Raw genomic sequence first — 13,904 nt, 5'->3', positions numbered from 1 at the left:
CCCGCACTGAACTAAACCCAAGGAATGCGTCTCAGATTCTGGCGTCACCTTTTTGGGTCGGCGTGGCCGGGGAGGACCACCTTTCCGCCGAATAAGCCATCGGTTGCTGTCGCAGGCCCCGCAGAGAGTTTCTCGTGCCTGCGCTGCCGCATTTCTTCGATCGCGGCCGCCGCCTCCACCCTGGTGGGCGCTCCGGTGGCCGGCTCAATCATGGACAAGACACTCCCCAGCGTGCCGGATGCACCTTTCGGCGAAACCCCCCGCTGAACGAGGCGCGTGCCGGCCCAAATGGAACCAAGAATCAAAGCGACACTTATTACGGCTGAAACCACTGCATCAATCCCCATGCGGTCAGGGTACTCCCCAGCCAAGGTGGGCGACATGGGTCAGGAACCACGGCAGGGTGCTGGACCCGAACCCGATAGCCAGTAATGTCAGGCGGACCTTCCCAACTCCCGTCCCTGCACATAACGGCGCAGGACATTTCCCAACAGCTGCGGGACATGGGCACTGTGCCTTCCGAACCTGGCCTCCACCTCCAACACCACAAGCGTGCCGTCCCGCATGCGCCTGATATCCACACCCAGAGCTCCTGTCAGGCCCAAGGCGGCCGCTGCGGACCTTGCCAACCGGGCAATATCCGGCCCTGAATGGGCCTCCAGGTTCCGGACATTGGCCGTATGCCCGAGCCGGGAGGTGCTGAGCCGTTCCTTCTCCAGCACCACCAGGAGGTCATCAGGCTCCGGGACCAGACCGCAGCGAAGTGCCACCGATGCGTATTCGGCACCCGGCGCGAAGCGCTGCACGAGCCATGAATCATCCAAGCCGGCCCAAATACGCGCGGACCGGGCACCACCGTCGGACGTCCGTTCCAGGACCCGGATGCCATGTCCGTCGCGTGAAACGCGGGGCTTGACCACCAACGGCCCGCCCAATCGATCCATGGCCTCCTGCAAGGATCCAAGGATGCCCGGCAGGCCAAAACCTGGAACGCTGACTCCCGCCTTCGCCAGGCGGGTCATGGTGAGATACCTGTCGTTCGCGGCCCGAACGGAAGCCGGATCGGCGATCAGTACCTGAACTCCCGGCGCGAAATCGTTGCGGGCCTCGGACATCAGCACCAGTTCTTCGCTGATGGTGGGAATGAGGATTTCAATGCCGTAATTCGCCACCAGCCCCCGCAGTTCCCACAGATATCCCGGGGCATGGGGCGGCGAGACTACGGCCGCGGCGTCAGCTCCACCGGGGCGGGCACGCCGTGCGTCCGCTCCGAGCACCCAATGCCCTCTGGACTTGAGCTGGCGAGCCAGCGATGACCCGGCGGGGCCACAAATGCCCGTGACCAGCACGCGTGCCATCAGAATGCGCCTTTGGCTGTGGCGGGGATCCAACGATGCACCGTAGCGGTGCCTGACGGTGAGTTCACTTTTCCCCTTGATGGATGGTTCGTATCACCCGCTTTCGGGCGCAACTGATGGATGAGTGCGGTCACCCGGAACTTCATGACGCAGTCCCGTTCGGGGAATCGACATCAGAACTTGTATGAAAAACCGTTGGAAGTGATCCCTGGACCGCTCAGGGTGTAGGTCAGAACCTGGTCATCGCGACTGCGCTTGTAATCAGCCTCGATGTGGAAGTGAAGGTCATCACGCTGAACAGACTTAGTGGTGCAACTCAGCACGCTCCTGCTTTCCATGGTGCAGGTCCATCCGTCCGGGGCTCGAACCGAATCCTCCACGAGCCAGGCATTCTGGCTTACTGAGAACACAGCCTTGCCGCTGCTCAAGGGTTGGGTGCCTGCGACCTTGAAGTCGATTTCCAAAGGTGTACCACTGGAGCGCCCGTCCCGGTCCCGCCGCACCGAGCCGGCAATTTCCGTCGGGGCGGGCACCGAAGGAACAGCCGTGGGCGTGGGAGCCGCCGTAGTTACCGGCGAAGGAACAGGATCAAGAGGTTGCGCCGGCCCTGGGGAAGGCTCCGGCAACGGCGTTGGGGGTAAAACCGCCACCGGTGGCGGCGTAGCCGGTGCCGCCGCCGGCGGACTCGATGGTGTCGGCGTCGGTGTCGGCGTCGGCGTCGGCGTTATCGTCCCGGGGTTCTGTGGCAATTGCGTGGCAGCGGTCTCCACGGCCCGCTGGTCCATGTAGGCGTCGGGAGTCAGTTGGTCCACTATGCCCACTGCGCCCAGAACCAGCCCAACCCCCGCCGCCGCGATGATGGCCATAACGGCTGGCTGCGCCAGGGCAGGGACCACCAGGGCGGCCTTCACTGGGACTACTCCGCCCAGGACTCCAAGCCCGGTACCTTTGCCGGCCCAAGCTGCGAGAGGTATGCCTGTCACCAAAGGAAGCAGCACTGCCCTCATGCTTCCCTGAACGTCCTTTAGTTCAGAAAGCGCGGCGGTGCACTTGGAGCAGCCATGCAGGTGATTACGGACTTTGCGCTCCGCTGCACTGGAGAGACCGCCCCGGAGGAAATTGCCGAGTTTGGACACGTACTCGACGCATCCGCTATCGGGTTGATTCGCAATGTGGCTCTGAAGGTATTGGCGTCGTAAGCCTTCGCGTGCGCGAAGAGCGAGGGCGGAAACAGCATTGGCGGACAGCCCCAAAATGGGGGCCACAACCGCTGGCTTCATCCGCTCCACGTCCAGATACCACAGCACCGCCTGCCAACGTTCCGGCAATGCCCTGAACGCTTTGGCTACCGTATGGGATTCGAAGGCGTCGACGGCGGCATCCGAATCGGTCAGAGTTTGGTCCAGAACAGAATCGTCCCCGCTCGGCAGGACCTTGCCCGCCTTTCGATTCCGCTGATGGGACAACCTGGTCACCGTGGAGAGCAGGTACGCCCGAAAGAACGTGTCCGGCCCTTTCCCCGCCACGAGGCTTTGCAACACGGACTGAAAAGCCTCAGCCACAACATCCTCGACGTCGCTGGGGTTGTCCACGTTCCGTCTCGCCACCGTGGACGCAATGGAGAGGTGGCGCTCGTAGAGTCCATTAAAGGCGGACACCTCTCCGCCGCGGACCAACTCAATGAGGTGACCGTCGCTTTCGACGTCCACGCCCACGTTGCTGCCCGATTGTGACCTGTGTGCCATCTAAGGCACCCCCAAACCGTAAATAATCCTGCCCATATATAGGAGTGGCGGCAGGAGGCAAGTCGTGACGCGGTTTATACAAGGTCTTTAGCAATGAATCTCGGAGCTGTTTCGTCACGAAACGGCTTTCCCGCGCACTGTTCGGATATGACATCGTTCCGGACAAAATCATTCGCAGAGTGCACGTTCTCGCGGCACCTTTTGCTGCGTAGATGGCAGACCACGAGCTACCAGACAGGTTGGCGCTTCCGTGCGGATTGGTTCCTGCCCGAGGTCCGGACCGTCGTAACCTCACTCGCCACGAACGCAATGGTTCCAGCTCCCACGGCCAAATCACTGGGTGCTGCCCGCGCGAGGAACGGGGTCAGCATCGGTGAAACCATGACCGACTTCCGGGCCCTGTTCGCGGCGGCAGAACAGACCCTCGACGTCGATGCGCTCCAATCATTGGCAGAAGGCTGGGCCGAAGTTGCTGAATCCGCGCCTCCCATCTCATGCACGGATGTGTACACAGGGTTGGCTACCCAAGCCCACTTCCAGCGCCGGGTCCATGAAGTATTCACATTTGGCTCCGACTGCCCGGGGGCGCATGCCTTGGCAATCATCTCGGTCCCCAGGCCCCGTGATAGCCGAAGCCACTGCTGGACATTGTTGGCCCGGATCGGAGAATCCGTCAAAGGGCAGTTGCATGGAACCGGGGCAATGGCCATGTACAAAAACTCGGCCGTCCACGTTCTCTTCCCCCTCAGCGAAAGCAACCTGTGCCGGCTGGTGGAGTGTAAAACTGCCCTGGAAGCTCTGGGGGATGGTGCCCTTAGCCCCGCACGCATGAAGTTCTACCCGCTTTCCGCATCGGCTGCGGCAACTGCAGGCACAACTGCAGCATCGACCCAAGGTTCCACGTACGAGACCAAATAGATCGCATTGCCGGATGCCGGCGTCACGAACCACGTGGCGGGAACACTCAACTTCTGACGGAACATTCCACCACGGATTCGAAGGACCATCCAGCAAATGAAGAATCAGATTCATCTTAAAACCGTGTCGTTGGTGGCCGCGCTTTTGGCGGCCGTCATTGCCGCTCTGGGGCTAGGCATGTCGGCATTGCCCGCCAGCGCCGCAGAGCTGGCAGATGCGGAGATCACATTGAGCACGGAATCAGTGGTGTCCAGTCAATGGGACCAGGTGGATCTGACCTGCGAATGGTCCGTTCCGGACAACTCCCAGCCCGGCGACACTTTCAGCATCCAGCTCCCGCCGCAGCTGCGCTGGTTTGGTGCTTCCACCTTCGATCTGGATAACTCCCAAGGCGACACTGTTGCCAGGGCAGTAGCAAATGACGCCGGCCTGGTTGTCTTCACCCTTGGTGATTTTGTCGCCACCCATCCCCTCGACGTGGGGGGAACATGTTCCTTCGTCACCCAGTATTCGTTGACGCCGGGGACCGGTGATGCGGAAGAGCTGAACTTCATCGTAGGTTCCAGCGTCGTCCGCGTTCCCGTGGTCATCGAATCCTGCCAGGAGGACTGCGGTCCGGGCATTCCGACATCTGCCGGCAAGTCCATGTGGTGGTCGGACCCTTCCCAGACTGAACTTGAATCGGTCTTCTACATGCCGCCCATGACCTCGGAGACCAACGATGTCGTGATTACCGATACCCCCGCAGCCGGCATGGAGATCGACTGCAGCCACGTCACCCCCCGGGTTGGCCAAAGGGTGACCAACACCGGCAACATTTCCGAGCCTTACGACAATGAGCAATATCCCGCGAACGTCCAATGCAGCCCACAAGAACTCACGGTCAGCTGGACGGGCCTCCCTGAAGGCGAGCATGTGGAACTCTTCGTCGAGACGAAGGTGACCGATGCGTCACTGGACTCCTACGAGAACAACGGAACGGTCACCATCTCGGGCCAGGAAAGCCCGGTCGGAGCCCAGACGCGTCGAAGCAGCGGAAGCGGCACCGGCGAAGGTACAGCATCCCCCACACCCACACCAAGCCCCACCACCACCGCAGCAACCCCCACACCCACACCAAGCCCCACCACCACCACAGCAACCCCCACACCCACACCCACAGCAACCCCCACACCCACACCCACACCAAGCCCCACCACCACCACAGCAACCCCCACACCCACACCAAGCCCCACCACCACCACAGCAACCCCCACCGCCACGGCAACGCCTGTGCCCACGAGCACGCCCGCCATCCCCGTTGTTGTGGTGCCTACGGAGGAGCCGTCGGAGCCCGTAGAGGCGGACAACTCCGAGCAGTTGGCCAACACGGGCGCCCCCGGATCGGTGTTCGTGTTCGCGGCAGCCGTCCTCCTGGCTTTGGGTTCCTTGCTCGCATTCGCAGGTGCCCGCAGGTCCAAGCGGGGATCGCACTAGGAAGCGACCTCGGGGCATGACAGCAGCGGCGGGCCGGGCATTTTGTGCACGGCCTATCGCTGCAGTCCATCAATCTCGGCTCGCGCTGGCATGAGTTGGGGGCCAGCGCGGGCCGTTCCACTATGGTCGTGACACCCGTTGTCTCAGCCCATGGATTCCGGGAATGGCGACGCCCGGCGCATAGTTGAGGGAAGTGCAACCATCGCGAACTGACGTGAACAAAGCCGAGGAGACCCATGAGCTCGCCCACCACCGCAACCGACCCCCAGCTGGCCCGTTGGGAACGGTTCCGCACCGGTCGCAATGAAGCGCTCTCCACCCAACATGGTTGGTTGACCCTGACGTCGTTCCAGTGGCTTGAGGCTGCACCTACCGAACTGGAACTCGTTCCCGGCCTCTGGTCCACCGACGGCACCACAGCATCTCTTTCAGCGAGCGCGGCTGACGGGCTCACTTTCGTTGAGACTGGAGAGAGGGTCGAAGGAACGGTCACTGCCGTGCTGGAAGACGAAGAGTCGCTGATGTGGGTCCAATACGGCGGCGCCGATGGCAAGCAGGTGGTGGTGGAACTCGCCATGCGTGCGGATAAGTACGCTGTTCGCACCCGTGACAATGGCTCTCCCGTACTGACGGAGTTCAGCGGCGTACCGACGTACGATTTCAACCCTGACTGGATTGTCGGGGGCCACTTCGAAGCCTACGCCGAGCCCCAGGACGTACCCATCGGTACAGCCAACCCTTTGGTGGACGGGGTCCATCGGTCAGTGGGCGAGGTGGTTTTCCGGGTACCGGGCATCCCGCACGAGATCCGCCTTCACGCCGAAGAGGAGAAGCTGGGCGCCCTCAATGTGACTTTCCACGATGAAACCAACGGAGACACCACGGATGAGTGGCGCAAGGTATTCATCCCCCGGCCCCGTCCCGATGGTTCCGTGGTGATCGATTTCAACCGCAGTATCAATTACCCCAGCGCTTTCACGCCCTACGGAACGTGCCCCATGCCAGTCCGCGGCAATTCGATCGATGTGCGGGTGGAAGCCGGGGAGAAGCTCCCGCAGGACCAGGGCGGGACAACGCAGGAAGGCCTAGGCGATCGCTGAAACCCCGGTCACTGCGCGGCCAACGATGAGCGAGTTGATTTCGTAGGAGCCTTCGTAGGTGTAGATGGCCTCGGCGTCGGCAAAGATCTTCGCAATTTTGTAGTCAGTGACGATTCCGTTGCCGCCAAGGATGGACCTGCCCAGTGCAACTGTCTCGCGCATCCTGGCGCTGCAGTAGGCCTTGGCGAGCGCCACCTGTGCCATGTCGGCACCTCCGTGCCGCACACCCTGCGCATCGGTGTAGATGTCTTCCTGCAGTTGCGCTATCCGAACCATCATCCCCATGCTTGCTACTGCGTTTCCGAGCATGTCCACCAAATGTTGCTGGACGAGCTGGAATTTGGCGAGTGGTTTGCCGAACTGCATTCGCTCTACGGCGTACTGCCGGGCGACGTCGAAGGCCGCCATCTGCTGGCCGACGGCCTGCCACGCCACCATGATCCGGGAGCCACGCAACAGATGGTTGGTGTCGGCAAAGCTGCTGATGCCTGCGAAACGATCTGCCTCAGCTACTTCGACATCCACGAAAACGATGTCGGCGTTCTGCACGGTCCGCAGGGCGATCTTGTTCTCGATGCGGCTCCGGGTGATGCCTGCCGACGAGGCGTCCACGATGAAGGCACGGATGGCTCCGTTGGCTTCGTCTTTCGCCCACACCAGCATGTAGTCGCAGAACGTCCCGTTGCCGATCCAGCGTTTGGCGCCGTTGATCACCCAGTAGTCGCCGCCGTCGTGATGTGGCCGCTTAACGCGACGGGCGGTGGTTTCCATGCCGCCTGCAACATCGGACCCGTGGTCCGGCTCGGTGAGTGCAAAAGCGCCGGTGGTGCGCAGGTTCGAGGCGTCGTCGAGGTAGCGGTCCTGCTGTGAATCGGTGCCGAAGTCGTACAGCGACTCAACGAAGAGATCGTGGTGGACCATGAAGAAGGTGGCTATTGAGGTGTCCACTCGGGTCATCTCGGCGATGACCAGGCCCGCGAAGAGGTGCGTGTATCCGCGCTGGGCCGGTGCGCTGAGCCGTAGGGCTGCGAGTTTGGGCAGGATGTGTTCCGGGAATTCAGCTTTCTCCCACCATTCCCCGGCGTAGGGGGCGATCTCGGAGGCAAGGAATGCCCGGAGTTCCTTGAGTTTCCGCTGTTCCTGAACACTGAGCAGCGACTCGAAGTCGAAAAAATCCGCGGTAGGCAACTCCGCCACCGAGGCTGGACCGGAGCCCGCCTGAACAGGGCCCCCGGGCAGGGAGCCGGCGACGCTGTAGTCGCCCATCACTTGAGTCCCATACGGATGGCGCCGTCCAACCGGATTGTTTCACCGTTCAGCATGGCGTTCTCCACTATGTGGGCTGCCAGGTTCGCGTACTCCGCTGCGCGGCCAAGGCGTGCGGGATGCGGGACTTGCTGGCCAAGGGAATCCTGGGCCGCCTGTGGGAGACCGGCCATCATGGGTGTTTCAAAGATGCCGGGCGCGATGGTGGCTACCCGGATCAGGGAACGGGCGAACTCGCGTGCCAGCGGCAAGGTCATGGCAGCCACGGCGCCCTTGGATGCGGCGTAGGCGGGCTGACCGATCTGGCCTTCGAAAGCGGCAACGGAGGCGGTGTTGATGATGACGCCGCGTTCAGGCCCTCCCAATTCCGTGGACACGGGATCGGTTTCCACCATTGCGGCCGCGGCGAGGCGGATGACATTGAAGGTACCGACCAGATTGATCTGGATGACCTTGTTGAAGGTTTCGAGGGGCAGGACGCCGTCACGGCCGAGGACCTTACCTGGCGTCGCTATCCCGGCGCAGTTCACGACGATGCGGAGCGGCCCCAGGGACGCTGCGGCGTCGACGGCTGCCTGCACTTGCTCTTCGTTGGTTACGTCGGCGGCCGCAAAGAAAGCCCGGGCACCCGTACCACCTGCGTTCAGCTCCGCCGCGTAAGCGTCCCCCGCCGACTGCGGCAGATCCACAAGGACCACCGAAGCACCGGCGTCGAATAGGCGCTTGGCCGTCGCGGCCCCCAACCCTGATGCCCCGCCGGTGACCAGCGCGACCGTACCCTTGATGTCCATCCATCCTCCTTGATGCAGAACTCAAATCCGTTAATGCATGTTAACTGGAATTGTGAGCCAGCGCACGTCACCCCTGCCCCGATAGGCTGTTCCCATGTCCGCCCACGAACCCTCGCATCAGCAGCCAGCAGCCTTGGACGCTGCGGATTGGGCGGCCCGCGCCAACCAGGCGGCCCGGTCAGTGACCCGTACTTTCGGCCGCCGGCTGCTCTTCCTGCCCGGCACGCACCTGGGCATGGTCAGCGTCCCCAGCCATACCGCCAAGAACCTGTTCGGCCCCTGGCACTATTGGTGGCAGGCGCACTATGTCGATTGCCTGGTGGACGCCGGCCGCCGTGAGCTGGCCACCACAACAAAGTTCGACGGCGCCTCCCGCCCCAGTGCGGGCCGGCTCGCTTCGCGCCTGGTGACCACCATCAGGCTGCGGAACCTCCTGCGGTTCGAGAACCACTTCTACGACGACATGGCCTGGCTCGCCCTGTCGACACTAAGGCTCGAAAGACTGGCGGAGGAAACCAGGAAGCCGGGGCGTCGGCGCAATGCGTACGTCCGCAAGAAGCTGACCCTGCAGTTCGACTCGGCTTCTACGGACGACCTGGGTGGAGGAACGTTCTGGAGTACCAAACGCGATTTCAAGAACACTCCCGCCACAGCCCCTGTTGCTCTCTATTTCGCCAGGACTGGGCGACGCGAACGGGCGCAGTCCCTGGTGAACTGGCTCAACAGCAGGCTCTTCCACGCGGAACGGGGCGTCTATATGGACGGGCTCCGAATCCGCGGCGGCGAAACCGTCTTGGAAGAGGCGGTTTATACCTATAACCAAGGCCCGATCCTGGGTGCCTTGCTGGAACTCGGCGGCCAGGAGAACCTGGACCGTGCAGCGCACCTGGTTGAGTCGGTGGCCCGCGAGCTGACCGTCCCCGGGACTCGTGTGGTCCACGGCGATGGAACCGGTGACGGCGGCCTCTTCAGCGGGATCCTCGTCAGGTACCTGGCGCTGGCCGCGCGGGACCACCGCCTACCGGAAAACACAAGGCGAACTGCGCGGGACTTGGTGGGCACCACGGCTGATGCTTTCTGGGCGAGCCGCCGGGAGGCCCCGGAGCTGAGGCGTGGCAAGGGCGGCACGCCGTTGATCTTCTCGCCCAACCCCCTGCGGCCGGCGGCCGAAACGTATCCGGTGGGTGTCGCCGTCGAACTTTCCACGCAGTTGCAGGCGTGGATGACATTTGAGGCCGCGGCCAGTATGTAAAAACGAATTACGATACGCAACACTTCCGTAATTCCAGTGATCCCTGTCACTTAAAGCTCGTTCGGCTTTTGAACAAAGGTATGGCTAACCTACGCTTTTTATGGCGGACCCCAACCTTCCCGCCAGCATGGAAACGACACTACTGTCGTGGACTTCCATGCCTGTTCCCAGAAAGTAGCCCCATGAAGCTCCCCAAAAACGCTCTGGCCGGAATCGCACTCCTCGCCACCGCCGCTCTTGGCCTTTCCGCCTGCGGCTCCAGCCCCGCCACTGCACCGGATTCCTCCGCGGCTGCCGGCGAAGGCATCACGGTCTACAACGCCCAGCATGAGAGCCTGACCAAGGAATGGATCGACGCCTTCACCAAGGAGACCGGCATCAAGGTCACCCTGCGCCAGGGCTCGGACACCGAGATGTCCAACCAGATTGTGCAGGAAGGCGCGGCTTCACCGGCTGACGTCTTCCTCACCGAGAACTCCCCTGCAATGGCGCAGGTGGAGAATGCGGGCCTGTTCGCCGACGTCGATAAAGCCACCATCGACCAGGTCCCGGCGGAATTCCGTCCCTCCACAGGCAAGTGGACCGGAATTGCCGCACGCTCCACCGTCCTGGTGTACGACAAGACCAAGGTCAGCGAGGACCAGCTGCCCACGTCCATGCTGGATCTGGCCAAGCCCGAGTGGAAGGGAAAGTGGGCAGCTTCGCCCTCCGGCGCTGACTTCCAAGCCATTGTCTCGGCACTGCTTGAGCTCAAGGGCGAGGCCGCAACCGAAGAGTGGCTCAAGGGCATGAAGGAAAACTTCAAGGCTTACAAGGGCAACAGCACTGCCATGAAGGCCGTCAACGCCGGTGAAGTGGACGCGGCACTGATCTACCACTACTACTACTATGGCGATCAGGCCAAGACCGGCGAGAACTCCAAGAACGTCACACCGTACTACTTCAAGAACCAGGACCCGGGTGCTTTCGTTTCCGTCTCGGGCGGTGGCGTCCTGAAGTCGTCCAAGAAGGCAGCAGACGCTCAGGCTTTCCTGAAGTTCATCACGGGCAAAGCCGGCCAGGAGATCCTCAAGACCGGAACGTCCTTCGAATACGCCATCGCCTCACAGGTTGATGCCAACGAGAAGCTTGTTCCCATCAAGGACCTGCAGGCTCCCACGGTGGACCCCGCCAAACTGAACTCCACCAAGGTCACTGAATTGATGACCGAGGCAGGACTCCTGTAACTCTGTGACCTCCCAACAATCGGCTCCCAACGTTTCACGTTCTGAGGGAAGCACGACGTCGGCGGGCCGGGGCAAGCGCCCCCGCCCGCCTTTCGGCGTTTCCACGGTGTCCTTGCTGGCGGTGCTGATAGCACTGTTTTCGCTGATTCCATTGGGTTATGTGCTGTACATGACGGCCGTGACCGGCTGGGAGACGGCGGTTGATCTGATCGTGCGTCCACGTGTAGGCGAGCTCCTGCTGAACACCGTTTTGCTGATGGTCTTCACCGTGCCGCTGTGCTTGGTGCTCGGAGTGGGCGGCGCGTGGCTGGTGGAACGAACCCAGCTGCGCGGACACCGTTGGTGGGCCGTGGCGCTGGCTGCCCCGTTGGCTGTTCCGGCGTTCGTCAACAGCTACTCATGGGTGTCCGCGGTTCCCTCCTTGGAGGGTCTCTGGTCCGGGGTGCTGATCGCCACGCTGTCCTACTTCCCGTTGGTGTACATTCCGGCCGCTGCAACCCTTGGCCGGCTGGACCCAGCCATTGAACAGTCCGCAGCATCGTTGGGCCTGGGCTCCTGGGCTGTCTTCTTCCGGGTGGTGTTGCCGCAACTGCGGATTGCCATGACCGGCGGTGCTTTGCTGGTGGCGCTGCACCTGTTGGCCGAGTATGGCGCCTTCGCGATGATCCGCTTTGACACGTTCACCACGGCAATCATGGTGCAGTTCCAGTCCACCTTCAACGGGACCGCAGGCAACATGTTGGCCAGCGTATTGGTGTTCCTGTGCCTGCTGCTGCTGTTGGCGGAGGTCAAGAGCCGCGGCTCTGCCCGCTACGCCCGGATCGGCTCCGGCGCGCAAGCGAGGGCCATGCGGTTGCACCTGGGGGGATACCAGCTCCCTGCACAGTTGGCACTACTGGCCCTCACGGTCCTGGCTTTCGGGCTCCCACTCTGGTTTGTCCTCAAGTGGGTCATGGCGGGCGGTTCGGAAGTGTGGGCAGCCGAGGAGTTCATCCCGGCGCTCCTTCAGACCCTCATGTACGGGGCGGCCGGAGCCATCGTCACCACGGTGGTGGCATTTCCCATGGCTTACCTTGCCGTCAGGCACCCCAGCTGGTTCAGCAAGATGCTGGAACTCTCCAACTATGTCACCAGTTCACTGCCGGGAATCGTGGTGGGCCTGGCGTTCGTCACCGTCAGCATCCGGGCCGTACCGGGGGTCTACCAGACCGCGGGAGTCCTGATTGCCGCTTACGTCCTGCTGTTCCTTCCACGGGCTTTGGTGAATATCCGTGCAGGCTTGGCGCAGGCGCCCAAGGAGCTCGATGAGGCCGCGCAGTCCTTGGGCAAGACCCCTTTGACGTCCTTCTTCAAAGTGACGTTGCGGCTCACTGCCCCGGCCGCTGCAGGCGGTGCAGCGCTGGTCTTCCTCGCCATTGTCAACGAACTGACGGCCACCTTGCTTCTCTCGCCTAACGGCACGCGGACGTTGGCCACGGAGTTCTGGAGCAAAAGCAGCGAGATCGACTACGCCGGTGCCGCACCGTATGCGTTGTTGATGATTCTGTTGTCGGCCCCCATGACATACCTTCTCTTCCAACAGTCCAAGAAAGTAGCCGGACAGTGACCGAACAATCCCCTTCCAGGCTTCCGTCACCGCGGGTGGCCCCCTCCGTGGCGCCCACCACGAATGCGCACTTGGATATCTCGGAGGTCACCAAGAACTTCGGTACCCAGGCTGTCTTGAAGGGCGTCAACCTTTCAGTAGCCAAGGGCGGGACCACGGCGATCGTTGGCCCCTCGGGTTCCGGCAAGACCACGTTGTTGAGGCTGATCGCGGGCTTTGAGCATCCGGACACTGGGTCCATCAGGCTCAGCGGCGCCCCGGTGGCAGGTGACGGCGTGTGGGTGCCTGCCCACAAGCGGCAGGTAGGGTACGTCGCCCAGGACGGCGCCCTCTTTCCCCATCTGACGGTAGGACAGAACGTCGCGTTCGGCGTGGATCCAGGAAAGCTCGACGGCGGTCGGGGAGCGGTGAAGTCGCGCGTACTGGAACTGCTGGACATGGTGTCCTTGGACGCCTCCATGGCCAAGCGCCGGCCCCACCAGTTGTCGGGTGGCCAGCAGCAGCGGGTCGCTTTGGCACGTGCACTGGCCAGGGAACCCGAGCTCATGCTGCTTGACGAGCCTTTCTCTGCCCTTGACGCCGGCCTCCGGGTGGCCACACGCCGGGCCGTCGCCAAGGTGCTCAACGCTGCCGGAGTGACCACCATCCTGGTGACCCACGACCAAGCAGAAGCGCTTTCCTTCGCAGACCAAGTAGCCATCATGCGCGGCGGAAAGCTGGCTCAGATCGGCAATCCCTTTGTGGTTTACACCCGCCCGGCCGATCGCGCCACCGCCGAGTTCCTCGGCGATGCCGTCATTCTCGATGCGTGGATGGAGGGCTCGCTGGCGACCTGCTCCTTGGGCGGAATACCAGTCCGGCGCCCGCCGGCTCAGGGAAAGGTCCAACTCATGCTGAGGCCGGAGCAAATCCGCATTGCATCGGACGGGCCCATCCGCGGCGTGGTGGTGGACACAGACTACTTCGGCCCGGAGACCACGGTTCGTATCAAATTGGGCGAATACAAGGCCCCCGACGGTGGCGCCTCCGGCAACAGCCACCGCTATCCTGGTGGCGGCGAGATCATCACCATCCGGCATTGGAACGCTTCGATCACCAAGCCGGGCACGGAATTGTGCCTGCGTGTGGTGGGCGAAGGCGTGGCGTTCCCTTTCGAGGCCTGACCA

Annotated in this window: 12 protein-coding genes; 7 read left to right on the top strand and 5 right to left on the bottom strand. The window is 62.6% G+C overall.

All coding sequences use genetic code 11. The annotated features are described in order from the left end of the window. Positions 1–44: 44 nt before the first annotated feature. The 3 genes from N7568_RS19370 to N7568_RS19360 form a co-directional block, all read right to left on the bottom strand. On the bottom strand, positions 45–347 hold the full coding sequence (locus N7568_RS19370; protein ID WP_261611411.1) for a hypothetical protein: 303 nt from the start codon (positions 345–347) through the stop codon (positions 45–47). 87 nt (positions 348–434) lie between these two features. Further along, entirely contained in the window at positions 435–1,358 is a 924-nt protein-coding gene (locus N7568_RS19365) for an ATP-grasp domain-containing protein (protein ID WP_261611410.1), read from the bottom strand. 173 nt (positions 1,359–1,531) lie between these two features. Beyond that, positions 1,532–3,103, bottom strand: coding sequence for a sigma-70 family RNA polymerase sigma factor (locus N7568_RS19360; RefSeq protein ID WP_261611409.1), 1,572 nt, complete (start codon positions 3,101–3,103; stop codon positions 1,532–1,534). 147 nt (positions 3,104–3,250) lie between these two features. On the opposite strand from N7568_RS19360, the gene N7568_RS19355 reads away from it, so the two are divergent. The 3 genes from N7568_RS19355 (at position 3,251) to N7568_RS19345 (ending at position 6,597) form a co-directional block, all read left to right on the top strand. Further along, entirely contained in the window at positions 3,251–4,021 is a 771-nt protein-coding gene (locus N7568_RS19355) for a hypothetical protein (protein ID WP_261611408.1), read from the top strand. Between the two features lie 96 nt (positions 4,022–4,117). Beyond that, positions 4,118–5,497, top strand: coding sequence for an Ig-like domain-containing protein (locus N7568_RS19350; RefSeq protein WP_261611407.1), 1,380 nt, complete (start codon positions 4,118–4,120; stop codon positions 5,495–5,497). 236 nt (positions 5,498–5,733) lie between these two features. Further along, positions 5,734–6,597, top strand: coding sequence for a DUF1684 domain-containing protein (locus N7568_RS19345; protein ID WP_261611406.1), 864 nt, complete (start codon positions 5,734–5,736; stop codon positions 6,595–6,597). On the opposite strand, the gene N7568_RS19340 is transcribed toward N7568_RS19345, so the two are convergent. Together N7568_RS19340 and N7568_RS19335 are read right to left on the bottom strand one after the other, a co-directional pair. Beyond that, on the bottom strand, positions 6,583–7,863 hold the full coding sequence (locus N7568_RS19340; protein WP_261611405.1) for an acyl-CoA dehydrogenase family protein: 1,281 nt from the start codon (positions 7,861–7,863) through the stop codon (positions 6,583–6,585). The two genes, N7568_RS19345 and N7568_RS19340, sit on opposite strands and share 15 nt — an antisense overlap. After that, positions 7,863–8,654, bottom strand: coding sequence for an SDR family NAD(P)-dependent oxidoreductase (locus N7568_RS19335; RefSeq protein ID WP_261611404.1), 792 nt, complete (start codon positions 8,652–8,654; stop codon positions 7,863–7,865). Before N7568_RS19335 ends, N7568_RS19340 begins: the two co-directional genes overlap by 1 nt. Before the next feature lie 94 nt (positions 8,655–8,748). On the opposite strand from N7568_RS19335, the gene N7568_RS19330 reads away from it, so the two are divergent. The 4 genes from N7568_RS19330 to N7568_RS19315 all read left to right on the top strand — a co-directional run bounded on the left by N7568_RS19330 (position 8,749) and on the right by N7568_RS19315 (position 13,901). Beyond that, entirely contained in the window at positions 8,749–9,906 is a 1,158-nt protein-coding gene (locus N7568_RS19330; protein WP_261611403.1) for a glycoside hydrolase family 76 protein, read from the top strand. A 182-nt stretch (positions 9,907–10,088) separates the two neighbouring features. Further along, positions 10,089–11,132, top strand: coding sequence for an iron ABC transporter substrate-binding protein (locus tag N7568_RS19325; protein ID WP_261611402.1), 1,044 nt, complete (start codon positions 10,089–10,091; stop codon positions 11,130–11,132). Positions 11,133–11,136: 4 nt separating this feature from the next. Further along, on the top strand, positions 11,137–12,738 hold the full coding sequence (locus N7568_RS19320) for an ABC transporter permease (protein WP_261611401.1): 1,602 nt from the start codon (positions 11,137–11,139) through the stop codon (positions 12,736–12,738). After that, on the top strand, positions 12,735–13,901 hold the full coding sequence (locus N7568_RS19315) for an ABC transporter ATP-binding protein (protein WP_261611400.1): 1,167 nt from the start codon (positions 12,735–12,737) through the stop codon (positions 13,899–13,901). Before N7568_RS19320 ends, N7568_RS19315 begins: the two co-directional genes overlap by 4 nt. Positions 13,902–13,904 lie beyond the last annotated feature (3 nt).

Origin of the sequence: Paenarthrobacter aurescens, assembly GCF_025421775.1 — a bacterium.
Taxonomy (GTDB): Bacteria; Actinomycetota; Actinomycetes; order Actinomycetales; family Micrococcaceae; genus Arthrobacter; species Arthrobacter aurescens_B.
Note: the sequence above shows the minus strand (reverse complement) of the source record. Positions and strands in the feature narration are given on the sequence as shown.